At 62.9% G+C, this 26036-nt stretch carries 25 protein-coding genes, 1 tRNA gene and 1 pseudogene; 16 read left to right on the top strand and 11 right to left on the bottom strand.

Annotated elements, in window-relative coordinates; genetic code table 11:
* The first annotated feature begins 5 nt into the window (after positions 1-5).
* From IVA79_RS34680 to IVA79_RS34665, 4 genes are all read left to right on the top strand, one after another.
* Entirely contained in the window at positions 6-473 is a 468-nt protein-coding gene (locus IVA79_RS34680; RefSeq protein ID WP_247561641.1) for a low molecular weight phosphatase family protein, read from the top strand.
* Between the two features lie 155 nt (positions 474-628).
* The gene (locus tag IVA79_RS34675) at positions 629-1258 is read left to right on the top strand and encodes a Maf-like protein (protein WP_247561640.1); all 630 of its coding nucleotides are present in this window, start codon (positions 629-631) and stop codon (positions 1256-1258) included.
* A 145-nt stretch (positions 1259-1403) separates the two neighbouring features.
* Positions 1404-1586 (top strand): DNA gyrase inhibitor YacG, encoded by a 183-nt coding sequence (gene yacG / locus IVA79_RS34670; protein WP_247561696.1) that lies wholly within the window; start codon positions 1404-1406, stop codon positions 1584-1586.
* 186 nt (positions 1587-1772) lie between these two features.
* Positions 1773-1848 (top strand) — tRNA-Phe (locus IVA79_RS34665).
* A gap of 391 nt (positions 1849-2239) precedes the next feature.
* On the opposite strand, the gene IVA79_RS34660 is transcribed toward IVA79_RS34665, so the two are convergent.
* Positions 2240-2815 carry a hypothetical protein gene (locus IVA79_RS34660; protein WP_247561639.1) on the bottom strand — a complete coding sequence of 192 codons (576 nt, stop codon included), beginning with the start codon at positions 2813-2815 and terminating at the stop codon, positions 2240-2242.
* Positions 2816-2862: 47 nt separating this feature from the next.
* On the opposite strand from IVA79_RS34660, the gene IVA79_RS34655 reads away from it, so the two are divergent.
* A complete protein-coding gene (locus tag IVA79_RS34655) occupies positions 2863-3138 on the top strand; it encodes a hypothetical protein (protein ID WP_247561638.1) in 276 nt (91 codons plus the stop codon).
* 267 nt (positions 3139-3405) lie between these two features.
* On the opposite strand, the gene IVA79_RS34650 is transcribed toward IVA79_RS34655, so the two are convergent.
* Together IVA79_RS34650 and IVA79_RS34645 are read right to left on the bottom strand one after the other, a co-directional pair.
* On the bottom strand, positions 3406-4026 hold the full coding sequence (locus tag IVA79_RS34650; protein ID WP_247561637.1) for a hypothetical protein: 621 nt from the start codon (positions 4024-4026) through the stop codon (positions 3406-3408).
* Between the two features lie 119 nt (positions 4027-4145).
* On the bottom strand, positions 4146-6428 hold the full coding sequence (locus IVA79_RS34645; protein ID WP_247561636.1) for a 2OG-Fe(II) oxygenase: 2283 nt from the start codon (positions 6426-6428) through the stop codon (positions 4146-4148).
* 91 nt (positions 6429-6519) lie between these two features.
* Between IVA79_RS34645 and IVA79_RS34640 the strand changes: the two genes are divergently transcribed.
* Both IVA79_RS34640 and IVA79_RS34635 read left to right on the top strand, forming a co-directional pair.
* Complete coding sequence (locus IVA79_RS34640) at positions 6520-6774, top strand: type II toxin-antitoxin system VapB family antitoxin (RefSeq protein ID WP_247561635.1); 255 nt, start codon at positions 6520-6522, stop codon at positions 6772-6774.
* Positions 6774-7175, top strand: a complete 402-nt coding sequence (locus tag IVA79_RS34635; RefSeq protein ID WP_247561634.1) for a type II toxin-antitoxin system VapC family toxin — start codon at positions 6774-6776, stop codon at positions 7173-7175. The genes IVA79_RS34640 and IVA79_RS34635 overlap by 1 nt, the downstream gene beginning before the upstream one ends.
* A gap of 793 nt (positions 7176-7968) precedes the next feature.
* Here the strand turns inward: IVA79_RS34635 and IVA79_RS34630 are convergent.
* Entirely contained in the window at positions 7969-8964 is a 996-nt protein-coding gene (locus IVA79_RS34630; protein ID WP_247561633.1) for an alpha/beta hydrolase, read from the bottom strand.
* Positions 8965-9400: 436 nt separating this feature from the next.
* Here IVA79_RS34630 and IVA79_RS34625 point away from each other — a divergent pair, with 436 nt between their 5' ends.
* Positions 9401-10234: an alpha/beta hydrolase gene (locus IVA79_RS34625; protein ID WP_247561632.1), complete on the top strand. Its 834-nt coding sequence runs from the start codon at positions 9401-9403 to the stop codon at positions 10232-10234.
* Between the two features lie 436 nt (positions 10235-10670).
* Here IVA79_RS34625 and IVA79_RS34620 read toward each other — a convergent pair whose 3' ends face one another.
* From IVA79_RS34620 to IVA79_RS34610, 3 genes are all read right to left on the bottom strand, one after another.
* Complete coding sequence (locus IVA79_RS34620; protein WP_247561631.1) at positions 10671-12419, bottom strand: TRAP transporter large permease subunit; 1749 nt, start codon at positions 12417-12419, stop codon at positions 10671-10673.
* Positions 12416-13084 (bottom strand): TRAP transporter small permease subunit, encoded by a 669-nt coding sequence (locus tag IVA79_RS34615; RefSeq protein ID WP_247561630.1) that lies wholly within the window; start codon positions 13082-13084, stop codon positions 12416-12418. The genes IVA79_RS34620 and IVA79_RS34615 overlap by 4 nt, the downstream gene beginning before the upstream one ends.
* Positions 13085-13182: 98 nt before the next feature.
* A complete protein-coding gene (locus IVA79_RS34610) occupies positions 13183-14322 on the bottom strand; it encodes a TRAP transporter substrate-binding protein (RefSeq protein WP_247561629.1) in 1140 nt (379 codons plus the stop codon).
* A gap of 193 nt (positions 14323-14515) precedes the next feature.
* On the opposite strand from IVA79_RS34610, the pseudogene IVA79_RS34605 reads away from it, so the two are divergent.
* The 8 genes and pseudogenes from IVA79_RS34605 to IVA79_RS34570 all read left to right on the top strand — a co-directional run.
* Positions 14516-14687: pseudogene (locus tag IVA79_RS34605) on the top strand (transposase); the annotation flags it as partial.
* Between the two features lie 405 nt (positions 14688-15092).
* Entirely contained in the window at positions 15093-15725 is a 633-nt protein-coding gene (locus IVA79_RS34600; RefSeq protein WP_247561628.1) for a DUF1326 domain-containing protein, read from the top strand.
* Between the two features lie 60 nt (positions 15726-15785).
* Positions 15786-16565, top strand: coding sequence for a DUF2182 domain-containing protein (locus tag IVA79_RS34595; protein WP_247561627.1), 780 nt, complete (start codon positions 15786-15788; stop codon positions 16563-16565).
* 285 nt (positions 16566-16850) lie between these two features.
* Entirely contained in the window at positions 16851-19487 is a 2637-nt protein-coding gene (locus IVA79_RS34590; protein WP_247561626.1) for an EAL domain-containing protein, read from the top strand.
* Positions 19488-19762: 275 nt separating this feature from the next.
* Entirely contained in the window at positions 19763-20011 is a 249-nt protein-coding gene (locus IVA79_RS34585; RefSeq protein ID WP_247561625.1) for a hypothetical protein, read from the top strand.
* A gap of 235 nt (positions 20012-20246) precedes the next feature.
* Entirely contained in the window at positions 20247-20921 is a 675-nt protein-coding gene (locus IVA79_RS34580; RefSeq protein WP_247561624.1) for a heme-binding beta-barrel domain-containing protein, read from the top strand.
* A gap of 20 nt (positions 20922-20941) precedes the next feature.
* Positions 20942-21640 carry a dihydrofolate reductase family protein gene (locus tag IVA79_RS34575; protein WP_247561623.1) on the top strand — a complete coding sequence of 233 codons (699 nt, stop codon included), beginning with the start codon at positions 20942-20944 and terminating at the stop codon, positions 21638-21640.
* Between the two features lie 9 nt (positions 21641-21649).
* Positions 21650-22921 (top strand): NAD(P)/FAD-dependent oxidoreductase, encoded by a 1272-nt coding sequence (locus IVA79_RS34570; RefSeq protein WP_247561622.1) that lies wholly within the window; start codon positions 21650-21652, stop codon positions 22919-22921.
* Between the two features lie 33 nt (positions 22922-22954).
* On the opposite strand, the gene IVA79_RS34565 is transcribed toward IVA79_RS34570, so the two are convergent.
* From IVA79_RS34565 to IVA79_RS34550, 4 genes are all read right to left on the bottom strand, one after another.
* On the bottom strand, positions 22955-23269 hold the full coding sequence (locus tag IVA79_RS34565) for a hypothetical protein (protein ID WP_247561621.1): 315 nt from the start codon (positions 23267-23269) through the stop codon (positions 22955-22957).
* Between the two features lie 250 nt (positions 23270-23519).
* The gene (locus IVA79_RS34560; RefSeq protein ID WP_247561620.1) at positions 23520-23867 is read right to left on the bottom strand and encodes a DUF3088 domain-containing protein; all 348 of its coding nucleotides are present in this window, start codon (positions 23865-23867) and stop codon (positions 23520-23522) included.
* Between the two features lie 56 nt (positions 23868-23923).
* A complete protein-coding gene (locus IVA79_RS34555) occupies positions 23924-24517 on the bottom strand; it encodes a hypothetical protein (protein WP_247561619.1) in 594 nt (197 codons plus the stop codon).
* Between the two features lie 195 nt (positions 24518-24712).
* On the bottom strand, positions 24713-26026 hold the full coding sequence (locus IVA79_RS34550; protein WP_247561618.1) for a tetratricopeptide repeat protein: 1314 nt from the start codon (positions 26024-26026) through the stop codon (positions 24713-24715).
* Positions 26027-26036 lie beyond the last annotated feature (10 nt).

Raw genomic sequence — 26036 nt, 5'->3', positions numbered from 1 at the left:
GCGCGATGGCGGCGCCGCCACGCGCACGCGATCCGCAATCGGTGCTGTTCGCCTGTGCGATGAACAGCGTGCGCTCGCCGATGGCCGAGAGCCTGCTGCAGCACATGTTTCCGCAAGGCCTCTACGTGAAGTCGGCTGGCGCCAGGCGCGGCGAGCTCGATCCGTTTGCGGTGTCGGTGATGGCCGAGCTCGGCCAGGACATCTCCGCCCACAAGCCGCAGACCTTCGAGGAGCTGGAGGACTGGGAGGGGCTGAATTTCGACCTCATCATCACGCTCTCGCCCGAAGCGCATCACAAGGCGCTGGAGCTGACGCGGACACTCGCGGCCGACGTCGAATACTGGCCGACGCAGGATCCCACCACCATCGAAGGCAGCCGCGACCAGAAGCTCGCGGCCTATCGTGAGGTCTGCGACCAGCTCGTGATGCGCATCCGCCGGCGCTTCGCCAAGGTGGGCGCGGCGAGCGGGTAGCGCGCGGCGTTCGTAACACCCGCGTCACAGACTGAGGGCACAGCCATGTCGGAAACCTCGAATCACCAAACCTCGGGTTCCCGGGTTGTGAAACCGGGCCCCTTCCGATAGGTTCCGCGCGCAATTCACCCCTGTTTCATCCCCCAAATCACCTGATGCTTGGCCGCCCCAAATTCGTACTTGCCTCCGGTTCGCCGCGTCGGCTGTCGCTGCTCAACCAGGCCGGCATCGAGCCGGACGCGCTCCGGCCGGCCGACGTCGACGAGACGCCGCGGCGGGGCGAGCTGCCGCGCGCCTGCGCCAACCGGCTTGCCCGGGTCAAGGCCGATGCGGCGCTGAAATCGGTGCAGCTGGATGATGAGCTGCGTGGCGCCTTCATCCTCTCCGCCGACACCGTGGTGGCGGTCGGCCGCCGCATCCTGCCCAAGGCCAATCTGGTGGACGAAGCCGCGCAGTGCCTGCGGCTGCTGTCGGGCCGCAACCACCGCGTCTACACCGCGATCTGCCTCGTCACGCCGCGCGAGGCCTTCCGCCAGCGCCTGATCGAGACCCGCGTCCGCTTCAAGCGCCTCTCGGAAGACGACATTCAGGCCTATATCGGCTCCGGCGAATGGCGCGGCAAAGCCGGCGGCTACGCCGTGCAGGGCATCGCCGGCTCCTTCGTGGTCAAGATGGTGGGGTCCTACACCAACGTGGTCGGCCTGCCGCTCTACGAGACCACCACGCTGCTCGGCGGCGAGGGTTTCCCGATCCGCTTCGGCTGGCTCAACGCCACCGCCCTGTGAGCCGGCAAGCCGCGGCCAACAAAAATCGCGAAAACAACCCCATGCAAAGTAGAATGGCCTGACGGGGCGCATGCGCCGCCGGTACGAGGAACCCGTTTGCCGACAGGCTCTTGAACTGTTTCAGCCCGCGCAAGCTGCCGACATCATGGACGACCACATCAAAAAGCCCGCCAGCCCGATCAAAACCTGCCCGATCTGCGGCAAGCCGCAGTCGGAAGCCACCCGTCCGTTCTGCTCCTCGCGCTGCCGCGACGTCGACCTGAACCGCTGGCTGAAAGGCTCCTATGTCATCCCCGGCCGCGACGACGACGTCGAAGACGTAGAATAGTCAAATAAGATCAAGAGATTGCTTGGATGGCCGGCGCCCCGCACGCCAGCCGCCGCAAGCCCGCTGCAGCTTGTGCACAGCCGGGCCGCGCCCGGCGAAGCCAGTTGGCGAAGCCGGGTGGACAGGCCGCTTCCGGCCCACTATAAACCGCCCGCTCGATGGGCTTTGGCCCCTCTCTTGGAGCACGCCCAGGTAGCTCAGTTGGTAGAGCATGCGACTGAAAATCGCAGTGTCGGTGGTTCGATTCCGCCCCTGGGCACCATGACTTCTACCCACCAAATGTCGGTGGTTCGATTCCCGATCTCACTCAACATGAAGCGCTATGCAACGCGGTGAACAACCGCGAGTTACATTCATATGGGGAGGAATCTGGGTAGCGACGAAAATCGAACTAGCGTCCTACCCATCCGATTTGTCCGTGGTTCGATTCCCACCTTTTGACAAGTCATACGATTCGTTGCAGCGGCGTTTGGACGTTTCCGAGCGCATGAGACAATGAACCTTATGAAAACCTGCCAACACATTGACTACAACAATAATCCGGACTGCGAGGATGAGGCAACGAAGGCTTGCGATTGCTGCGCGAGTCTCGCGTGCGACGTGCATGGTCGCAGTAGATGTAGATATGGCGGGGAGGCTTTTCGCGAGCTTGACTAGCTGACTTCAGACTGAAGCCGATCGTGCACTTGTTCGAGGTGCTCGTAAAACGGCGCTAAGTTTTTCTCCGTGTGATTTATCGCAACTGCGACTGTGCGTGGCAATTTCTCAGTCAATATCTTGTCCCACACATCTACAAACTCGATGAGTTGCTGAAAGAATTTCCGAGTTTCCGGTTCGGCAAGCCACAACTTGTCGCGGAAAATGTCGATCATCTGCCGGTAGCGCGGCATCAACACCTCGCGGAACGTCTGGTTCTCGTCTTGCACATTCGTCGCGATTGCAGATACGTGTGGATTAGATGCCGCTTCGACACGACTAGGGCCAGAGCGGAACATGTCTTCGGTGTGTGCGCTGTCGAGCGCGTTTTCAAGCTTCACCCGAAGCTCGCTCCGTGAACGGATTTCCTTGTGTGCCGCAAGGAGCGGCCCGTAGAATTGCTCAAGCTGCTGCTTTTTGAAAGCAACTCGCCGGTTTGTGATCTCGCGCCGGTTCGTCATGACCTGCGTAACGAGGACACCGATCACGCCGCCGACGCCGAGTGCGCCGAGGATCGAGAGAAATACCGTCATGTGCGCAACCCTCAACGAAATAGACCTAGGTCTCGCAGGTGAGTCCGATGACCATTGCCAGTACGAAAATGCCAAACGTCAGCATTACCCGGATAGTTACTCTGCTATGGATCGTGTCGGTGCTGCGGGCTCGCGGCACTGAGGATGTGAAGTTCGATTCTGGTGCAGTGGTCGCGGCAATCAGGGGCTATCAATTTATGCGGCGAATTTTCTTATCTTACGAGGAAGCGGAGCTCGAAGCGGAACGCAGCTTTGCGTCCTCGGGGACCGAATACCTGATTGAGGATGGACTGGGCCCGATCTCTTATCGTGTAGCTGCATAGTACACCACGGCAGCCCGCAACCTAACGGGTGGGAACTTGGGTAGGCAATTTTCGTTCGCCTAGATTATCCAGTGTTGTCAATTACTTAGTAGATCAGATATGGTCGGCCCCGGGGCACCAAATCTACGCCAGGCTGCGATTTTGTACGATCGCGGAAGAATCAGCTGAACCAATTGCACTCTCGCCGGCGCCATCAATGATGGACGAGAATTTATTGCTTGCTGTTTCGCACGATGCCACCGAGGCGATGAACGGAGCTGGAATCCATCATGGCGTCTTGGCTTCTGCCAGCGCCTGCGGCTCGACCAGCAGACCTTGTCGTTCATAGCGGCCACGAGTCCTGCTGAAGCGCACGACCACAGCATATCGGGTGCTTTTCGCTTTCGCGCGCCGCGTGAGCAAAGCATCGCCCGCCGGCAGATATTCGAGATCATCGAGACCAACGCAGCGCAGGCATGCCGGACCAGGATCCTCCATCATCAGGAGATCGCCGGTGCCGCCGCATCGATGGCATGTCCACTCCGTGTTCAGTGGCTGGATGACCACCAGCTCCGGAGCACGCCTTGCCTTGTCCGCCAGGCGCTCGCGCTTCTTCTCGGAAAGCTCCGGCGACACCCAATGTGTCCGGTATGACGCCTCGATCTGGGGATCTCCGCTCCGGCTGAAGCGCAGCATCTGACGCCGCGGCGTACGAGCAACATACGCCGTCTCGCTTGCGAACAATCCTTGCGCGGTCGCCCACGACCGGAATAGCTGCATGGCTTCCGAGATGCGCGGCAGATTGGTCCGGACCGCATCCTCCAGGCAATCGATCTGCCCGCGGCGCCAGCGCTCCACCGCCTCAAGGTCGAGCCACCCGATGCCGATGAGGATGTCGATGCTGCTCACGAATTGCCGGGCGGCAAGCGCCGCTTCCGCCGCCCTGGCGACGCGATCAGCAAGTGGAACCTTATTCTTCCGACTCATGTGCAGTCGAACCCGCTATTCCATGCGTTGCAAGGCCAACATCATCCCCCCAGCGCCGACACATGCTCCAGATCCTGCCGACGCTGTTTTGCGCGTCGTTCGTAGCTCGCCTGATTCTTGGTGGCGACCAGCGTGTGGGGGCTGCCACGCCTTTCGGTCGTGAGGTCAAGGTCGCACACAGCACTCCGGACGCTTTGCTCGACATGGCTCCGCCGATCCTGGACCGCCTTCAGGCGCCATTGCTGTTGATCCGGCGCAACCAGGAACGCGCCCAGCCCACGGCAGTCAGCGCAGGTGCATTTGAGCGGGTTGGCCCTGGTCCAGTCCCGTGGCGCCTCCAGCGGCAGGGCGACGCGCCCACGTAAATGGGCGAGAGACGCCTCGCGCAGCCGCACCACTGCCGGCCACGCCGTGCTCTTTGCCATCTTGGCAAAGGCGCGAGCGGCGGGGACCAGCACGTCGTCCGGCTTGTACGTCTCTGGCGAGGCCAGCAGGTTCGCGATCGCACGCGCCGCGAGCCCTGCATCGATCCGGCTCGTCGCCGTCAGAAGATCGACGACGAAGGCGGGCTTCACGGCTTTTGCACGCTGCCAAGGATCGGCCTGCCAAGGCTCGACCGGTTTCGGCCGGGTCGGGTCATCCGGCAAGACGTCGATCAAGGCTGCGCCGATCTGCCCCAGGTCGCCCGTTACGCCCGTCGGCGCCGCGACGCAGCGCAGCAGCAGATCGGCGCAGGCGCCAAGATGGGCCGGAGCGTTACGCCTGACAATCCTGATCAGCAACTCCGTTGCACGCGGAGCCGGAAGAAGGGCGACGGCGCGCACAATCGCGCCGTTGTCGGACGCGGCGTAATGACCTTCGGCGGACAGTTCGGCGAGAAACGCATCGATGCGTGCCACGTTGCCGAGACGGACCTGCAAATCGAGCATCCGGCCAGCTTCGGCGTCGCCGTCCGCTCGCCATGACGCGCGAGACCAAGAGCGCAGCATGTGCCCCGAAAGCTCATCGGCCTCGCGCCACAATGGCGACTGCATCGATGCCTTGCTTGCCTCCCAGCGCGCCGTCAGACCTTCCAGAGCGGGCAGCGTCGTATCGAGGCCGGCCTGATTCAACACCGCGAGCCTCCGCGCCGCCGGCCACAGCACGAAGCCGGCGCGGCGATAGGTACGCTCGAAGGACGCGCCTTCGTTACCCGTCGCCTCGTGAAAATGCTGCTCGTCCGGCGTTCGATCATCAAACGCGTCTGCCGGGCACAGCTCGTCCTCGGCGAATGGAAAATCGCTGAACCGAGCCTCGCCGCCGTCCGGACGGCGCCACTCGGACAGGACCAGCACCCGGTCGAAGACCTCGACAACCTCGAATTTTTCGTCTTCGTCGTCTTCCTCGTCCCGACTCCAGCGGCGACGGCCATAATATCCGGTATCTTCGGCGCTGCCGCTCTCCTCGATCGACACGAGGGCGAGGTGGAGATCGCAATCGGCCTCCGCGGCGGCCTTGACCAGCACGGACGCCACACCCGCATCGGCACCCTTGAGGGCGCTGAACGACAACTCCGCCGGCGTATAAACATGCTCCAACGGCAGGACCAGCTTATCGGGCTCGTCGTCAGCGCTCGCCCAGCCCCGCAGCAACTCCACCACGCGGTCGTGCTCTGCGCGATAGTCGGGCGCCTTCAGCGTGCGTCCCTTGCCGACGAAGCGCAGATTATAGACGAGGGTCAGGCGAAATCCGGCCGTGACGGGTCGCACCTCATGGACGCAGTCGGCATAGAAGGCGGCAAAACCGATCTCCGAGGGCTCGTTTGGACGCAGGTCGAGCACCGTCTCCCGGCCGAGATGCTTGACGATCAATTCGCCGCCATCATGGGTCGAGGGCAGCGTGAGCACCATCGTCGCGAACATGCCGGCGGCCTTCTCGGTATCCCGATGGTCGACGAAGAAGCCTCCGGTATCGTAGACAAGAAGCTTATAGAAGTCGGCTGCCACCGGTTCGCTCACGCCGAGCCCGCGGGCTATGTCAGCGACGAGGTCGGCTAGCGTCTTCTCCCAGTGACGCCCACCGATCCGAACCTTGGCGGGATCGACCTGCCAAGTTCTCCTGACGTCGCGATCGACGACGGTCTCCTCGCCCCGCCCGTAGGGGGCCGCCTCGGCGATTGCGACCAGCCGCTCGGCCTGGACAGGCAGGATTGGAAAGGCGATCCTGCCCACGCCGTCGACATCGATCGTCGGCATGAAGATCTCCCGAATTCCGCCGACGCAAAAGTCGCCGGAACGCTCAACGGAACGGAGGCTGTTGAGCAATTTGGTGCCGATCGACGACATGGTAACTCCAAGCAAGCTGTCCGATTGGGGTCAGGTTGACTCGTATGACACATAGGTAGAAGACGCCTAATCAGGAACCAAGGAACCTGTTATGGCTTTGAGCATAAAGGACCCTGAAACCGAACGCTTGGCCAAGAGCCTGGCGCGGCTCACCGGCGAGAACATCACGACCGCAACCAAACGTGCCATCGAGGAGCGACTGCGCCGCATCGGCGGCCAATCCCGTAAAGCCACTCTATTAGAGGATATGGCCGAAATCCGTCGGCGCTGGAGTGCAATGTCGGTTGTGGATGACCGGACGCCAGAAGAAATTCTCGGATATGACGCGCACGGATTGCCACGCTGATGGTGATCGACACATCGGCGATCGTCGCAATTGCTCTCAACGAGCCCGATGCGTCAGAGATCGAACTACGAATTGCCGATGATCCTGTCCGGTTGATCTCTGCAGCGACCGTGCTCGAAGCGGCGATGGTGCTCGAGACGCGGTTGGGTGACGCGGGCAGCCGCGAGTTTGACCTTTGGCTGCTCAAGATCGGCGCCGAGATCGTCCCCGTCAATGTCGAACAGGCCGATGCGGCGCGGCGCGCCTGGCGTCGCTACGGCAAAGGGCATCACGCCGCCCTGAATTACGGCGACTGCTTTTCCTATGCGCTGGCGGTGACCCGTGGCGAACCGCTGCTGTTCAAGGGCGAGGACTTTGCAAAGACCGACGTCAATCGATCTGGCGAAACGGCACCCCGATAACCCGATGCGCACTGGTCGCAGTCACGGTAAGCAGCATATAGGCGCTGGACCGGCAGAGGCGTTGGCACCGGCCTGCTCAAACATGCGTTGCAGCGCTGCGTCACGGCTGCAGGATTCATCGCAGGCGCGCGCTGATTGTCAACGCGGTTGACGCCGAAGCTGCTGCGTTCTGGGGGCGACGCGGGTTCATTCCTTCAAAGGACGGTCCGCTCGTCCCTTTCATGTCGATCGCCGACATCGCGGCAAACAGGGCTCGCGCAATAGTGGGTTTCGCGATGCAGCGAACCTCCGCCGCCGCGCTCACGCCACGATACGAAGGACAAACAGCAGTTCGTCGTATCGGTGATTGCGTATGATTCCCTCCCTGGGGACCAAATCTACGCTCTTCCGCACTGGGGACCACGATTTTGTGCGATAGCATCGTGTAGGCGCTTGGCCGAGATCGATTTGTGCTCGTGACGAGCAGCGCTCTGGGGCGGCCTACGGCGGAAAGTTCTGACGATAAGAAATATTTTCGGGAGGGCTCGCTCCGCTGTCTCCCGACCAAAAACCCCGCCAGTCACCGAGGTAACTGACGGGGCTTTGAGCTGATATTTCCTTGGGATTTCTCCTTCGTCATACCGCTCGCAACATCAACGCCATAATGGAAAGTCCGTTCCAAAAGGACATAGCCATTTCCAAAGAGAATCATACGAGATCATTTGCGCCGAGTTCGTCAACGTGCGTTGCCCTTGTGCCAGTATTCATGACCATCAGGCCACGAGGCTCGATTGGTTGGTCATCCCATCGTGGCCTATCTTGTCTTGCCGATTGTCCCGCCACCAAAGAAGGTCAGCAGTTGCTGTGAGACAAAGGTCGGATTCTCATCCGGCAACCAGTGGCCGGTATCCGGTGCGACCCCGCCTCGCACATTGGTCGCGAGCTCCTTGGCCATTTCCGTTTCCGCCCAGCCGTTGCTCTTGTCGCCAGCCAGCGCCAGCACGGGCATCGGCAGCTTCTTCTGCATGAATTGCTTGAAGTGCTGCTCATCCTCGGGAAAAGCCCGATAGAGCTCGAACCCCGCCCGAAGGCCGCCGGGGGCTGCATAGGCGCGCGCATAGACTGCGATATCCTCGTCCGCAACAGGCGCCGCAAGCCTCTTTTTGTAGAAGTCCGAGATGTACGCTTGCTCATGTCCGCTCACGAGCAGCTCGGCGATATCGCGCTGCTGGTGCAGGCCGAAATGCCAGAGCTCGGGATCCGGCTTGTGCTTCGCCTCGTCCCACACCCGCGTGGCCGGCACCGGTACATCGAGCATTGCGAGCCTGACGACCTCGTCCGGCCATTGCGCGGCATAGGCATAGGCGACCATCACTCCAATGTCGCGGCCGACAAGGTTGACGCCGGTTCCGCCCAACTCGTGAACCAGCGCGCGGATATCGGCGGCCATTGTCGCTTTATCGTAGCCGCTCTGCGGCTTTTCCGACTCTCCGGCGCCGCGGTAGTCCACGGCGACGACACGATGTCCGGCCTGCGCAAGCGCAGGCATGACGTTCCGCCATGTGTACCAAGTCTGGGGCCAACCATGCAGCAGAACGATCAGGTCGCCATCGACCGGGCCACCGATCACATAGTGCAGTCGCACACCGTTTGTTGTGGCAAAGCCATGGGTGAAGGTCCGTTCAAAGTTGGCCGGCAGGCCGGTGCGCGAGGCCAGTGAGGATGGAACGTCCTGCGCCAGCGCGCAGGAAATACCGAGAGAAAATGCAATTCCCAGTGCTGACAGCAGGGAACTCAGCGAGCGTCTCATGAGGCGATCCATCTTGTTCAAAGGCGACGATTTCCTGAAGGATCGCACCTTTTGGCACGAGAGAATCGTGCAGCCGATCCGGCCCAACTGGGCTTGGCTTCCATGGTTCCGGCACCCGGCGACTATCCGATGCCTGCCATGAGTTCGCGGCCCTGCTCAGGAACGCGTGGGCAAGAGATCCGTTGAAACAGCGTTCGCTCCATCACCAGGCCAAGCGCGCAACATAGCGCTGCCTGTTTCCACTCGAGTTCACCGAACCGATCCCGAAGGCCGACAACCAGCCGCATCCCGATCGACGCTTCAGGACTGCCAATGCTTGACAACCGCTTTCCCTCAGTTGCTCCCGGAGGTGCCGGACCTCGTCGTCGATCTTCGGGATTGGGCAGCGACTCTCGGCGCCACCCAATGAGCGGCGGCTGATGGATCCGGAGGAACGATGACGACACGATGGACTCTACCGGAGCGATTTTCGTTCGAGGGACACGCGATTGCCTGGGGCGCAATCGGCGAGGGGCCGCCGGCCGTTGTGATGCACGGCTCGCCCTTCTCCTCGCGCGAATGGCGCCGGATCGCGCCATGGCTCGCCCGGCACCGGCGCATCTTCTACTATGACCTTCTGGGCTTCGGCCAATCGGCCAAGCCCGATGCCGACGTCCTGCACGGCATCCAGAACAGGCTGTTTGCGGCGCTTGTGGGCCACTGGAACATCGACCGGCCCGACGTCATCGCCCACGACTTCGGCGGTTCGGCCGTGCTGCGCGCGCACCTTTTGGACGGGGTCGATTACCGCAGCCTCGTCCTGATCGATCCGGTCGCGATCAGCCCGCAAGGGTCAGCGCTCGTCCAGGCGGCGAAGGCGCATCCGGAGGTGTTCTCCGGTTTGCCCGCGTACATCCATGAGGCGATCCTGCGCGCCTACATCAGCGCTGCTACGAAGCACGGCCTGCGCCAACAGGAAATGCGGCGGTACCTTGAGCCATGGCTGGGCGAAGAGGGGCAAAAGGCCTTCTGGCGGCAGATCGCGCAAATGGACGATAGGTACTCGGAGGAGGTGGAAGGACGATACGGTGAAATTCGGTGCCCGGTCGCCGTCTTATGGGGCGCCGAAGACGGGTTCATTCCGCTAAGAGATGGTGAGGAACTCGTCCGCCGCATTCCTCACGCATCGTTCACCGTCATCGCCGACGCCAGCCACCTCGTCCAGGAGGACGCGCCCGAAGCGATCGTTGCCGCCGTCATCGACTTTTGGCGCGGGCTGGAAATGACGTAAGTCGCCTGCGACGATCGGCTCTCAGCCAGGGGGGCGGTTCGCTGCCATGCTGTCCGCGCTCGCGCAATTTCATCCATTTGCTTACTCGCGCGAATAACGCAGGAGAAGAAGGCAACAGTCATCCCACACGGCCAGCCGAAATAATCTTTCGGCCAATCACTGTCCGGAAGTGAAACGCCTTTCCCAGGGGTCACTTATTAAATGTCGTCTGCGTGATCGTCGGCCAAAAGCCCGGTTCGGCCTCGCGAGTTAGGCTGCCCCTCCAACAGGAAAACAGAGCTCCTGCGATGGCGCTGCAGCCGACCTCCGCCACTATGCCAAGCGCTCACGCCACCATATTAAGCACAAACAGCGGTTCTTCGTGTCGGTGGTTGCATATGATTCCCTCCCTGGGCACCACTCCGTGTGACAAGCGCCCGATGCTCCCCGCTTTGCCTCAACTTCCGTACAGATAGTTCGGCAGCCACAGCGTCATGCCGGGCCAGAGATACATGATCACCATGCAGAGGATCACGATCAGCATGTAGGGCATCATGCCCGAAAAGATCTGGTTCAGCGTGACATGCTTCGGTGCGACGCCTTTGAGGTAGAACGCGGACATCGCCACCGGCGGCGACAGGAACGCCGCCTGCAGGTTCACGAACACCAGCACGCCCCACAGCACCGGGTCGATGCCGAAATGCTTCAGCATCGGCAGGAAGATCGGCACGAAGATGATGATGATCTCGGTCCATTCCAGCGGCCAGCCGAGGATGAAGATGATCGCCTGCGACAGGATCATGAACTGCACCGGCGACATGTTGAGCGAGAGCACCCAGCTTTCCAGCAGCGCCTGACCGCCGAGGATGGCGAACACCGCCGAGAACAGCGCGGAGCCGACGAACAGCCAGCACACCATCGCGGTCGTCTTCGCGGTCAGGAACACTGCTTCCTTGGTGCGCTTCCAGTCGAGCGTGCGGGCGTGGAAGGCAAGGATGAAGGCGCCGGCGGCGCCGACGCCGGCGGATTCGGTTGCGGTCGTGATGCCGAACAGGATCACGCCCAGCACCACGACGGTGAGAATACCCAGCGGCATCACCGACGAAGTCACGAGCTTCAGCACTTCGAAGCGCTCGCCGTCCATGCGCAAATAAGAGCGCACGGTCCATGCCGCCAAAACGGCCGCCGATATCGCGAACCAGATATAGAACTGGGTGTCCGGTCCCTTTTGGGCCGGGGACAGCTCTTTCGTCTCGACCGCGCTGCCGAGCTGCTGCAGGCCTTCGATGGCCTCGCTCGCCGCGCCGGCCTGCTGGTGGATCACGACATACCACCAGACCGTGCCGAGTGTGATGACGGTCAGCAGCAACGGCACCAGCGAAATGAGGAAGTGCTTCATGATCGCGCCATAGCCCACCGGCTTGCCGTCGATCTCGAGCGTCATGGCCTTTGCGGGCGACAACAGCGCCTTGAACAGGCCGACGAACAGATTCGGCGAATACAGTGTCGCGAACTTCTTGATCCATTCAGGCAGCGGGACGCGGGTCTGTTCCTCCGGCAGCGGCGGGGCGATCTTCGGGTTAATCATCGCCCAGCCGATGACATAGACGAGATAGAGGAGCGCCAGGAAGAAGCCCGGGAACATCGCCGCCGCGTAAAGCTTGACCACGGACTGGCCGGCGACCGCGGCATAGACGATGATCATCACCGACGGCGGGATCAGGATGCCGAGCGTGCCGCCTGCGGTGATGACGCCGGAGGCGAGTTTCACGTCATAGCCGGCGCGCAGCATCGGGTTGAAGGCGATCACGCCCATCAGCACCACCACCGCACCGACGAGCCCGGAGGCGATGCCCCAGAACGTGCAGACGATCAGGGTCGCAACGGCGAGCGAGGCAGGCAGGCGGCGGAAGGCGAGCTGGATCGAATAGAACATCTTGTCGACCAGCGCGCCGCGCTCCATCACGTAGCCCATCAGCACGAACAACGGGATGGAAATCAGGACGTCATTGGTCATCGCACCGTAGGTGCGTTGGACCATCAGCTCGAAAACCTTGTTGTGCGTCCAGCTCTGCGACGGGTCGTAGAAGGCGATGAAGCCAAAGAACATGCCGAGGCCCATCAGCGTGAAGGCCGTAGCAAAGCCCATCATGATGACGACGACGATGAGCGTCAGCATCAACAGGCCAAGTGCCGGGTCGCTCATGTGTTCAAGTCCCCACCCATACCGCGCTGCCGCGCCATTTCATCGATGCGCGCCGCGCCCTCGATGGCGAGCTTGCGCGATTCCTCGTCCACGAATTCAGAGTGTGCGAGCTGTTCCTCGATGACGTCGGTCTCGGCGACGTCGGCAAGCCGGCTCGGCCATTCGCCGGTCTTCAGGCACGCGATGCAGCGGATGATCTCGCCGATCCCCTGAAGCATGATCAGCGCGCCCGCGATCGGAATGACCGTCTTGAAGTGGTAGACCGGCGGGCCATCCGCCGTAACGTTGGAATGCTCGTTGATGTGCCAGGAATCGGCGGCGTAGAAATAGCCTGCATAGATCAGCGCAGCGATGCCCGGAATGAAGAAGACGAAGTAGAGAATGAGGTCGAGCGCGGCCTGCGTTCGCGGCCGCATCGAGGAATACAGGAAGTCGCCGCGGACATGGGCGTTCTGCGCCAGCGTATAGGCGCCGGCCAGCATGAACAGCGACCCGTACAGCATGTTCTCGGCGTCGAAGATCCATGCCGTCGGCATGTTCACGGCATAGCGTTTGAACACCTCGATACAGACGACGCTCATCAGGACGATCATCAGCCAGGCGGTCGCCTTGCCGACCCAGGTGGAGATGCCGTCGATCGTGTGCAGTAATCTCTGGACGCTCATGTGATGCGGCCGCTCGGTGAAAAGAGGATAGCTGAACATAGCACAAGGCACCGCCCAGGTGATGATCCGGACGGTGCCTTGCCGGTATTATTTCGCCGCTAAAGCTTCTTGGCCGCCGCGTTGGGCCCGAAATAGTGGTCGTAGGCCATGCGGCGGTTCACCACCGTATCCTGCTCCCACTGCGTCGCGCGCTTGGCGAATTCGATCTGCGACTGCACGATCTCCTTGAACAGCGGATTCTCCGCCGACTTCTTCTTCGCCACGTCGTCATAGATCTCGAGCTGACGCTTCAGGATCGCATCCGGCGTCTTGTAGAACTTGACGTTGTCCTTGGTCTGCAGCTCCACATAGTCCTTGGAGTAGCGGTCGATCGCCTTCCAGGACATGTCTGCCGAAGCCGCGTCCACCGCGTTGGCGATGATCGCCTTCATCTTGTCCGGCAGCGCGTTGTACTTGTCCTTGTTGAACATGATCTCGAACTGCTCGGCGTTCTGGTGGAAGCTCTGCAGCATGCAGACCTTGGAGACGTCGGGGAAGCCGAGCACGCGGTCGGAGGTGGCATTGTTGAACTCCGCCGCGTCCAAGAGGCCGCGGTCCATGGCAGCTACGATTTCGCCGCCGGGCAACGCGTTCACGGCTGCGCCCATTCCCGAGTACACGTCGATGGAGATGCCGACGGTGCGGAATTTCAGACCCTTGACGTCCTCAACCTTCGCGACCGGCTTCTTGAACCAGCCGAACGGCTGGGTCGGCATCGGCCCGTAGGGGAACGAGACGACGTTAGCGCCGATCGATGCATACAGCTTTTCGAGCAGCTCTTTGCCGCCGCCGTATTTGTGCCAGGCGAGCAGCATGTTGGCGTCCATCGCAAAGCCCGGACCCGATCCCCACAAAGCGAGCGCCGTCTGCTTGCCGTAGTGATAGACGAGCACGCCGTGGCCGCCGTCGAGCACGCCCTTGGATACCGCGTCGAGCAGGCCGAAGGCAGGCACCACGGCGCCGGCGGGAAGCACTTCGATCTTGAGGTCGCCACCGGTCATGTCGTTGACCTTCTTGGCGTAATCGAGGGCGTATTCGTGGAAAATGTCCTTGGATGGCCAGGTGCTCTGCCAGCGCATGCTGATCGGTCCCTGCGCATTGACGATGGTTGGCGTGGCGACCGTGGCGGCGGCGCCAGCGGCAGCAACTTTCAAGAAGCGGCGTCGACTGGACGTGCCTCCTTTACCTGGTTTGGTCATGGCTTCCTCCCTCTGGTATGGCGATCCCTTGCGGATCAGCCTGTCTTGTGAGGAGAAGACAAAGACTCGCGTCTGGGTTTGGCAAGAATGTTCCCGGTGATGCGACTCTACGACGCGGATTGCAGTCATGACGTGCCCCAGTAGGGACCAGATCACGAAGCGTCGCTACTTTTCAGAAAGGCAGATCATCGGAATGAGCATGAGGCCGACGTTTCGGTCTCCGATCTGCCGCAAGCACGGGCGTCAGCGACGCCAGCAGCTACAAACGAAAAGCGACGTTCGGCGGGATGGAGGTGTCGGAGGCCAAGCGGCTGAAGACGCTCGAGGACGAGAACACGCGGCTGAAGCTGTTGCTGGCCGACGCATAGGCAATGCGGCCCAAGGACGTTCTGGAAGGTGGAGGGCTGTTACAGCCAGGCCGGGACGAGATCCGCGCACGCGGTTCAGGTGCTTTGTGTCTAAATTGTATAGTTAATTCAATGGCATACGAGTTCGCAATTTTGTCCTGAATGGCGCGCCATGCCCCTGACGTCGGACATCCCCGACATGTGGCTGCTCTTGAGCCACTACTCTGGTTCGCTATACGTACCCGGCTGCCGCTGATATGATCCCCGGACGATAAACGGCAGCTCGCCCACCATACTTTTCTGCGATGCCGGCCTTCTGATCGGATTCGATCCCGCTCGCGCCTTTTCGCATTGCCTCGACAACAACGCCGAACAAATTCGTCAATGGCTGCCGCTGTCCCCGCTCACATTGGGAGATGTGCCATGGCTGCATCGGACTGGCGTCTCGAAGGCGAATGGATGAAGAACTGCAATTGCGCATTTGGCTGCCCCTGCGATTTCAACGCGCGGCCGACCCAAGGCTATTGCAAGGGAATGGTCGCGATGCGGATCGCCAAAGGACATTTCGAAGGGACCAAGCTTGATGATCTCTGCTTTGCGATCACGGTCGATTTCCCCGGGGCCCTTCATGAGGGCAACGGGACAATCCAGCCCATCATCGACGAACGCGCCACGGCGGAGCAGCGTCAAGCGTTGTTCGATATCTTTTCCGGCAAGCATTCGGCCGAAGGCACGCTTTTCCAGATCGTCAGCATGATCGTGACCAAGATCCACGACCCGGTTTTCGCGCCGTTCGAATTCTCCTTCGACAAGGATGGCCGTGTCGCAAAGCTCGTCGCCAGGGGCGTGCTCGAGACCGATGTCGAGCCGATCAAGAATCCGGTGACGGGGGATCCGCACCGCATTCAGGTGGTCATGCCCGAGGGATTCGAACATCGGGCGGCCGAGGTCGCATCCGCCAACATCCGATCGACCGGTGCGATCCCGTTCGAGACCCAGGGTACGCACAGCTCGCTCGCCAATGTCGTGCAGACGCCCGAGGGCGTTGCGGCATGATGCGGCGCTGACACCGAGACAAAACCTCGGTGTCAGCTCCTCATCGCTATGGACAAGTCGATGCAGGGGCGCTCGATACTGGAACACTTGCTCCACCGCGACCGGCTGATCGTCGCGATCGGGACCGCCGCGGTGGCGGCGCTCGCCTGGGCCTATCTCGCTGCGGGCGCCGGCATGGACACCGAGATGATGGCCGACATGCCGGACATGGCACCGATGCCATGGACGTCGCTCTATGCGGTGCTGCTGTTCGCGATGTGGTGGGTGATGATGATCGCGATGATGGCGCCAAGCGCGGCGCCCACCGTTCTCTTGTACGCGACCATCAAGCGCAAGCAGGAGACTGCATCCCGCGCGGCAATCGATGCCTGGATATTTCTCGCCGGGTACCTCGTGACATGGGCTGGATTCAGTCTCGCTGCGGTCCTGGCGCAAGGGGCATTCGAACGCTTCGGGTTGCTGTCGATGGCGATGGCAAGCAACAGCGCGATTCTGGGCGGCGGCATTCTGATTGCCGCGGGCCTCTACCAGTTCACGCCTCTCAAGCATGCCTGCCTGCGCTACTGCGAGAGCCCGCTGTTGTTTCTCAGCAGGCATTGGCAGCCCGGCACGCGTGGGGCATTCCGCATGGGACTTCGCCACGGTGGCTACTGCGTCGGCTGCTGCTGGTTTTTGATGGTAATATTGTTCGTCGGCGGCGTGATGAATCTGGCCTGGATCATCGGCATCGCGCTCTATGTCGCCGGCGAGAAGCTGCTGCCGTTCGGCCGACGATTGAGCTATATGGCAGGCGCGATCCTCATCCTGTCCGGCGCCATCGTTCTTGCGCGCGCGGTGTGAGGCTCGAAACTGCGGGGAGCGCAAAATACCGGCCCCTAATATGCCAATACCGCCTGGTTGGTCAAAAAACCGGCTGACCTCCGTGATCATACGGACGTCGGAAGCAGAGGAATTGAGCATTATTCCAACCGAAACTTAAGGCTGTCCCGCCTAACTTCGGCGCCGTGGACAGGCCCGCGCCTCCGTTTCCGGCCGTGGCCGTCCCTGTGCAAGGCGGAGGGAGGCGGTGCTGTTTTCTGCGATGAGCGCTGTTCTGCCCCTGTGGCCGACGCGGGAGTGGGCCTGATGATGCTCGCGAGATCAATTCGCAGGGTGGCATTGACGATTCTGCGCAATGCCCCGCTACAGATCGCATTGTTCTTCTTGCCCCTGGTCTGGATCGGCTACCTTGCGATCACGTCATCGGAGCGGGCGGATGCGATCGGGCAGGCGCGGTCGCACGGCGACAGCGTCGCCGAACTGTTCGAGGAAAACACCGAACGCATCTTCGAGCGCGTCGATCAGTCATTGCGGGTGGTGCGAACGCTCTACGCCCAGGATCCGCTCATCTTCAGCCTGAAGTCATGGTCCGACAAGGCCCGCATCGCCACCGGCGACGTGGTTCAGTTCGCGCTGATCGGATTGGACGGCTACATGATCAGTACGACAGCGGGCTATTCGGGCCCGCCGCTTTATCTGGGCGATCGCGAGCACTTCATCAATGTCATGGCGCAAGCCGATGACCGCCTCTACGTCGCCAAGCCAGTGCTGGGGCGAGCGTCGCACAAATGGACCATCCAGCTCGCGCGAAAGCTGTTCGACCTCGCCGGGAATCCGGTAGGCGTGGTCGTCGGCTCGCTCAGCGTCGACGTCGTCGGCAGGTTTTACGACACCGCAAAGCTCGGCGTCGGCGGAACGCTGGTGCTCAGAAATTCGAACTACGTCGTGCTCGCCGCCCGGGGCGTGGACGAAGGCTCCGTGCTGGGTCAACGCGCGCCGAGCCGCGTCGAGGTTGAGCTGGGGGACGGCTTCTATGTGCAATATTGGAACGAGAACCGGCCGAACCGCAGCGACCGGATGGTCACCGCGCGCAGGTCGCGCGCGTTTCCGCTCATCTTCACCGTCGGCATTTCGGAGCAGGAGATCTATTCCCGCTCCGCCTTCAGGCAGAAGGTCTATCTCGGCGGCGCGCTGCTGCTTACGTTCATCATCCTGGCCGCGACGACATTCCATTGGCGGCGGCAGCAGGCGCTGAATCGCGCCCACCGCGAGCTGCGCGATTTCGCCAGCAAGTTCGAGGATGCGCTCAGGAACCTTCCCCAAGGCTTGAGCATGTTCGACGGCCGTGACCACCTGATCGCGTTCAATCCGCAATGGCTCGAACTCTACGGGCTGGTACCGGAAGACATTCGGATCGGCATGGACTTCCGGGAGGTGTTCGCCAAGCAGACCGCCGTGCTCGACGTTGAGGCGTACCTCGTCGATTTGAAGGACCGGCTCGCCCAGTCGGAGCATATCTCGAACACCGTGCAGTTCCCGGATGGGCGGGTCGTCTACATCTCCTATGGCCGACGCGAAGGTGGCGGCTGGGTTGCTACTCATGAGGACATCACCGAGCGCAAGGCGTCGGCGGACCGTATCGAGCGGCTGGCGCATTACGACAGTCTGACCGCACTTGCCAATCGCAACCTGTTCAAGGAGCGCATCGACGAGGCGCTGGCCCGCTCGCGCCGGCTGGGGCCCGCGTTCGCGGTACTCCTGCTCGATCTGGACAAGTTCAAATCCGTCAATGATGCGCTCGGTCATCAATGCGGCGACGCGTTGCTGAAGCAGGTTGCCGACCGGATCAAGGCGCAGATTCGCGACGTCGATACGGCGGCGCGAATCGGCGGCGACGAGTTTGCCGTGATCGTGGCGCCGGGCCGGGCGGCGATGCGCGACGGCGCTGAGAGCCTGGCAGCGCGGCTGGTCCAGGCCATCGCCGAGCCCTATCACATCGATGGCCATCCCGTCGTGATCGGCTGCAGCATTGGCCTTGCGCTCGTGCCCGAGCACGGCACGCGGGTCGACGAGATACTTCGCAACGCCGATCTTGCGCTGTACAGGTCGAAGAATTCCGGCCGAAGCTGCTTCCACGTCTATTCAGCGGAGCTGAAGGCCGAAGCGGATCAGCGCAACGTGCTCGAGATCGAGCTGCGTGAAGCGATCTGGCGCGAGGAGATCGAGGTGTTTTATCAGCCCGTGATCGAGCTCGGCACCGGTCGGGTAAAATCGGTCGAAGCCCTGGCGCGCTGGCATCACGGCACGAGGGGCTACATTCCCCCGGCGGAGTTCATTGCGGTTGCGGAGGCGGGGGGCTTGATCGTCGAGCTCGGCAATCAGGTGCTCGCCAGGGCCTGTCGCGATGCGACAAGCATGCCGGCAGACGTCAAGGTCGCTGTCAACCTCTCCGCCCTGCAATTTGCCGGCACCAATCTCGTCGACACCGTGACGTTTGCGTTGGCGCAGAGTGGCCTTCCGCAAACCCGGCTCGAGCTCGAGATCACCGAGAGCGTATTTCTGGCCGACAGCGAGGAGAACCTCAAGACGCTCCAGCGCCTCAAGGCGCTCGGCGTCTCCATTGCCCTCGATGATTTCGGTGTCGGTTACTCGTCGTTGTCCTATCTGACGGCGTTTCCGTTCGACAAGGTCAAGATCGACAAGTCATTCATCGACAGGATCGACCGCTGCGAGACCGTCGCCGTGCTGAAGTCCATCGTGCAGCTCGCGAAGACGTTGAAGCTGTCGATCGTCGCCGAGGGGGTCGAGTCCTCCGAACAGGTCAGACGGCTCCAATCGCTCGGCATCCCGCTCGGCCAGGGATTTCACTTCAGCAAACCAGTGCCGCTCGCCGGTCTGTCCTGGCAAGTCCCCGTGGCGCGCCGGAAACGGCGTGCGGCGTGAGTCGGGGCGAGCTGGGACAGGTCGCGCGCGGCAGAGCGGTGGAGGCTGAGCAGGCGACTTTCCTTCGCCTAAATTGTCTCGCATCATTAATAGCTTACAAGGATGTGGCTTGGTCGCCCCCTGGCACGTTCGGCTTCCGCTGAGGCTGAAGCATCGCGCTGCGCGCAGCTAACTCCTGAGTCGGATTGCTCCCGCCCGTTCCTGGCACTGCGCTTGCTCGGTCAGGACCAAAGCCAAGGTCTCAATAGAGAGGCCGTTTCAGGTTGAGGCAAGCGATGCAGGAAGTGTCCCGTTCTGGTGCTGCCGGTGAACTCCGGCTCGATGCGTTGATCGCCGATTTGTGGTGGCGCGTTCGACTCTTGAATACCGATATTCTCGAGGAGGAGGCTCGCGCTGGAGTGTTCGACGCGCAGCAGCCGACCTATCCGCTGCTGGCCCTTAACCTTCGTGCGCGGCGCGACAATCTGGTCGCCACCATCGGCGTGCTCGAGCAGCGCGCGAAAGCGGTGGCGGAGGCGGCTTGAGAGCGCTCGCGGGAAACGTCAACGGCTTCGCGGGCCTCACCAGGTCGCCTTGACGCGGTCACCCCGTCTTGCTGTGGCGGAATAGAACCAAGCTGGCTCGGCTCCGTTTCGCCTCACGTGAAGTTCGACGATCACCTGCGCATGGCGCTCATGTCATTCGCGATTGTGAGGTCCGGGCACGAGCCACGCCCGCGCTCTCATGCTAATGCTGCCTCCGCAACGATTTGAGGCCGCCATGCTCCCCATTCCCGCCGACATCTTCACCGAGCCCGAGGACGTTTCGCCCGACGGCCTTGCCAATCTCGGCCCGCTGCGCCGCCTCGCAGGCCGTTGGCAGGCGGACAAGGGCATCGACATCAATCCGAAGGCGGAGGGGCCGGAGCGGCGGACCTTCATAGAGCGCATCCGCATGGATCCGATCGATCCGCAAGCCAACGGCCCGCAGCTGTTCTACGGACTGCGCTATCACATCCACATCAACACGCCCGAGGAAGACATTACCTTTCACGACCAGGTCGGCTATTGGCTGTGGGAGCCGGCGACCGGGCTGATCATGCAGACGCTCGCCATTCCGCGCGGGCAGGTGCTGCTGGCCTCGGGCAAGGCCGGGCCGGATGACAGGACAATTTCGGTCACCGCCAAGCGCGGCGACACCGCCTACGGGATCTGCTCGACCGATTTTCTGGAACAAGCCTTCCGCACCGATGCGTATCGCTGCGACATCACGTTCAACGAGGACGGCAGCTGGACCTATCTGATCCAGACCGAGTTGTTCGTGCGCGGCGCGCCGTTCAATCATCGCGACACCAACACGCTGCAGCTGGTCGCGCCGCCGAAGCTCAATCCGCTCGCGACGATCGTCAACGATCGCGCCAGGGAGAATGCAGGCGGCGATGGATCCGCGGCCTGAGCGCTGCCCCGGGGACTTGCATGAAACCGTATGTCATCTGCCTGATGCACTCCAGCCTCGACGGCCGCACCCATCCCAGCCGTTGGCGCCCGAAGGGAGCGGGAACGGACTGGTTCGAGAAGATCCATGACGAGCTCGGCGGCGATGCCTGGGTGATCGGCCGAGTCACCGGATCGGAGTTCGCCAAGGGCACGCCTTATCCCGCGACGAATGAGAAGCTGCCGCGTGAAAACTGGTTCGCGCGGCGCGACGCGAAAACCTATGGCGTCGTGCTCGATGCGCACGGCAAGATTGGCTGGGGCCGCTCGGACATCGGCGGCGACCCGATCGTCGTCGTGCTGACCGAGAGCGTGCCGGATTCCCATCTCTCGGGGCTGCGCGGCGAGGGCGTGTCCTACATCTTTGCCGGCAAGTCCGAGATCGATCTGGCGCTGACACTGGATATTCTCAGTCGAGAGCTCAGTGTGAAGCGCCTGCTGGTGGAGGGCGGCGGCGTTGCCAACGGCGCGTTCCTGCGGGCCGGTCTCATCGACGAGTTCAACCTGATCCTCAGCCCCGCGATCGACGGTGCAGCGGGCGCGCCGTTCGTGTTCGACTCCACGGAGGCCGACAGCGACAAGCGCGCGCCGATCGCCGCGATGACGCTGGAGAGCACGCGCGAGCTCGGCGGCGGCGTCCTGCTGCTGCGCTATTTGATCAAGAACGATCCCAGTCGTTGACGCGCAGCCATGCCCGAGGCATCCGAGCATATCGTCATCGTCGGCGCAGGCGCGGCCGGCCTGATGGCGGCGCGCGAGCTGGCGCGGGCCGGCCGGAAGGTGACGGTGCTGGAGGCGCGCGGGCGCTGCGGCGGCCGCATCCATCCGCTGCCGGCCGCGGAATTCGGTTACCCCGCCGCGGGCGGCGCCGAGTTCGTCCATGGCGAGGCGCCTGTCACGCGCGGACTGCTGCGCGAGGCCGGGCTGTCGCTTCAGGAGATCGAGGGCGAACAGTGGAGCTTTGACGGGTCGACGCTCTCGCGCGAAGGACGCGACGATCCGCGCGGGGCCGAGCTTCAGGCCGTGCTGAGGGACTTGAAGGACGATCTCACCGTCGCCGAGTTTCTGCGCCGGCATTTTGCCGGGGATGATTATGCGCCGATGCGCCGTTCGATCGAGCGGATGGTCGAGGGCTATGACGCGGCCGATCCCGAGCGCGCCTCGACGTTGGCGCTGCGCGAGGAATGGATGGATGGCGGACACGCTCCGCAGGCGCGCATCGATGGCGGCTATGGCGCGCTGATCGACTTCTTGGCAGCCGACTGCCGCAGGCAGGGCGTCGTCATCCATCTCGGCTGCGTGGTGACGGCGATCGAGGAGGATGCCCGCATTGCATCGGTTCGCTACGCTGGCGGTGAGGTGCACCACTGCGACCGCGTCATCCTCACTGTCCCGCTGCCGCTGGTGCGCGAGATCGCGCTGCCGATGAGCACGCGCACGAAGCTCGCTGCCACTGACGACATCGGCTTCGGCAATGTCGTCAAGATCCTGCTGCGTTTCGCGCGGCCATGGTGGCGAGAGCGGCGCCAGGATCTCGCAGGCATGACCTTCCTGTTGTCCGATCAGGCGATCCCGGTGTGGTGGACGCAATATCCGAGCCGGCATGCCGTGCTGACCGGCTGGTTCGGCGGCCCGCGCACGGCAGAGCTGGAAAGCGTCGATCCGCAAGGGCTGATCGACGCCGGCCTCGGTTCACTCGCCGCCATCTTCAAGCTGCCCAGCGAGGACATCGCGCGCGAGCTCGTGGCAGCTGCGGCGATCAATTGGGCGCACGATCCCTTCGCCCGCGGCGCCTATTCCTGGGCGACGCCGGCAACGCGCGCGGCGCAGGCGATCCTCGCGCATGCCGATGGCCCGGTGTTGTTCTCCGGTGAAGCGCTCTACCGCGGCCCCGACATGGGCACGGTGGAAGCGGCGCTCGCCAGCGGCCAGGAGACGGCCGCGATGATCCTGCGGGGATGAGAAAAGGCCCGCATCTCAGCGGGCCTTTGTGTCTCACCAGCGTCCGCCGCCGAAGCTGAACGTCACGCCGGGGCCGCCGCCATAATATCCGTACGGCCCGCCGCCGTAATAGCCGTGGTGGCGCGGGTAATAGCCGTAGCTGCGATAGTGCGGACGGTAGTAGCCGTGATGATGCCGCCAATGATGATGGTGACCATGCCAGCGGTGGTGCCTGCGATGCGCGCTGATGTCGGTGGTTTGGCTTTCCTGCGCAGTCTGCTTGGCGCTTACGCTGCCGGCTGCGTTCGCCGCTGATCCGCCCGCTAGCGCCGCAGCACCAACGGCCATCGCGGCAATGAGATACTTCATGTCATCACTCCAGTTGAATGTCGTGTGACAACAGATGGGCGTTGTTTGCGTTCCAGGAAGCTGCTGGCGTCGAAACGACGCAGATATCGGTTCCGATTAACGCGCGTTAACCTCTGTCAATACGGAACGCGGCGCGTCGTCCGCTAGCGCTGAGATGCGATCACATCATCCGTTTCGTGACGCCATTGCAAACCTGTAGCCCTGATCGCGCTTCGCTCAATCCGGACTACCCGTAGCGACGTTCTCATCGTCACGGGTGCGGATCGGGGAAGCCGTGGCGCTCGGAGAGCGCGGCGAGGATCGCGTCCTTGTCGGCGATGAAGGCGTGGCCCTGATGAGTGCCGGTCTGGTGCGGCGAGGTCGCTCCGCCGGCCAGAACCAGCAGCGGCAGCGACTGGTTCTCTTCTCCGAGAAGCGCGATCACCGGCTGTCTGGGCCGCGGCCATGCGATGCGCTCGACATCCAGCCTTTGGGCGAGCTGCGGAAACGAGGCCAGCACGCCCTCGATCAGCGCGCAATGCCAGCAATAGAATACGCGCCCCGGAAAGGCCGGGTCCTCGAAACCGGGGCGCAGCAGAAACAGGCGGTCGCGCGTCATGGATCGCTCCGAAGCATGGCCGCGATCATACACGCTGACCCCGGCGGAGGAGGCCGCTACTTGAACGGATCCTGGATCGATGGTGCGGACTGCCGGATGCGGCGCACGCTGACCGGCGTGCCGTCGGACACGAACAGCAATTCGTAAGCCCGGCCCTCGCTGTCGGTGGCGGAGCAGGTGACGTCCTTCACCTTCCTGGCGGCGAAATTGCCGGTCTGGCGGCAGAGGCCGGTGGAGGTCTGCTCGGCGGGCACCGGCAGGCCGTCGACCCTGGGACGGTCCTTGGAGTTGAGCAGCATGCGGTCGATCGGCAGCTCGTAGGAATTGTCGTCGGCGCGTTTGCCGTTCTCGCCGGAAAACGACACCACGTGGCTGTCGTCCGTGGGATCGTCGACGGCGACCGCGAAATTGACCCGGCCCTTGTCGCCATGGGCGTAGGCCACCGTCTTGCAGGCGAAGGTGCGGCCGGCGACCTTGAACGTCTTGCAGTGGCCGGACATCAGCGCCAGCAGGTCGATATAGGCGTTCGGCGCCGGCGGATTGTTGACGGGAATCGGCGCAGAAGACTCGGCAAAACAAGGACTTACCCAAGCGGCAAGGGCGGCGGTCAACGCAAACGTGGCGGCCAGCGGCGGTCGGCAGAGGCGCATCGGAGGGCTCACGTGCGAGGGAACCATGGAACAGTTCCGCACCATAACCATCGAACCGCGAATTGGTTGCGATCCCGTTTGTTCTGCAAGACCCGTCTGGAATACCACCGCGTCACCCCAATGGCGATTCGCCCAAATCGCCCAACCCGTCCCGCTGGCACTTGCCGTCAGGCCGGTGTTTTTTTCGTGGCGGAGCTACCCCATCGCCGCCTGCCAGCGCCTGTCGCGTAAGGAAGGCCGGCGGTGCAGGCGGGCGTCCAGCACGGCACGGGCGCGGGGCAGCTCACCGCTGCGCATGAGTGCAACGATGAAGGTGTCCTCGACCAGCTCGCGCTGGGCATGGCTGCCGCCGATGCGCACCACCTCGCCGAGCACAGGCGCAAGCGTTTGCACGCATGTTGCGTAGTCCTCATCCGCAAAGGCCGCCAGCGCGCGGAAGATCGCCGGCACCACGGCGCCGGCCGGCAGCTTGCCCTCGGCGAGCCGCTGCTCGATGGTTGCAAGGCGCGCGGTGAGCGCCGCGTGGTTTTGCGTCGCGGCCGCAAACAGCGCCATGTGGACGTCGGCGAAGGACAGGCTCGACTTCGGAAACAGTTTTTGCGCGACGTTGTCGGCTTCCTGCCACAGCGCCCTCGGCACGCTGTGGCCGTACGCCGACAGACGCCAGAGCAGCGAGGCGGCGTCGGTGATGACGTTGAGCGGCGGCGCCTGCGTCGCCGAGGGTTGGAGCACGTCGGCATAGATCGACAGCGCGCGTGCCGCATCGCCATGCTCGAGCGCGCCGAGCGCCTGGTGCCAGCGGATATGTCCGTGCAGGATTCCGGCGCGGTCGTAGGTGGGGATCCAGTCGTCGACGAGGCGGTCGGCCGCTTCGATCGAGCCGTCCTCGAACATCGCATGCAGCACCGCATGCGCGGCATGGGCGTTCGCCCGGCGCAAATTGAAGCCGCGCTCGGTGACGCCGCGGCCGCGCGCGACGTCGCCATTCTCGGTCATCGCCCAGCCATACATGGTGAGGAACCACCAGTCCTCGCCGTAATGCTGTGCGAGCCGCTCGCACAGCTCGTGCCGCGCGCGGTCGTGGTCGGCCATGCCGGAGAAGGCGAACAGGCCGAACGCGCCGAGCGGCAGCGACAGCACCAAGGCATCGCGCGGCCATTCGTCGATGTGCTTCAGCGTCGATGCGATCGCTTCCGGCAAGCGGCCCTCGATCGCGAGCGCCAGCGTCTCGACATGCGAGCGCTCGCGTTCCGTGCCGCGCTTTGCCACCAGCTCGCGCGCGAGCGCCGCCTTGCCTCGGGCGAGATCGCCCTGCTGATAGAAAGCGTGCACGCGGCCGCGGGCGATATGGGCCAGCGCGAAATCCGGGTCAGCCGCAATCGCGCGCTCCAGCGCCTCCACCGTGCCGGTCCAGCCCGCCAGCATGAGGTCGACGCCCTCGCGATAGGCGCCAGCAGCCGCATCGGATTCGGTCGAGAGCGGCAGGCTGTAGCGATCTTGATGCGGCATTGGCGTCTTT

The organism is Bradyrhizobium sp. 138 (assembly GCF_023074075.1).
GTDB lineage: Bacteria > Pseudomonadota > Alphaproteobacteria > Rhizobiales > Xanthobacteraceae > Bradyrhizobium.
Note: the sequence above shows the minus strand (reverse complement) of the source record. Positions and strands in the feature narration are given on the sequence as shown.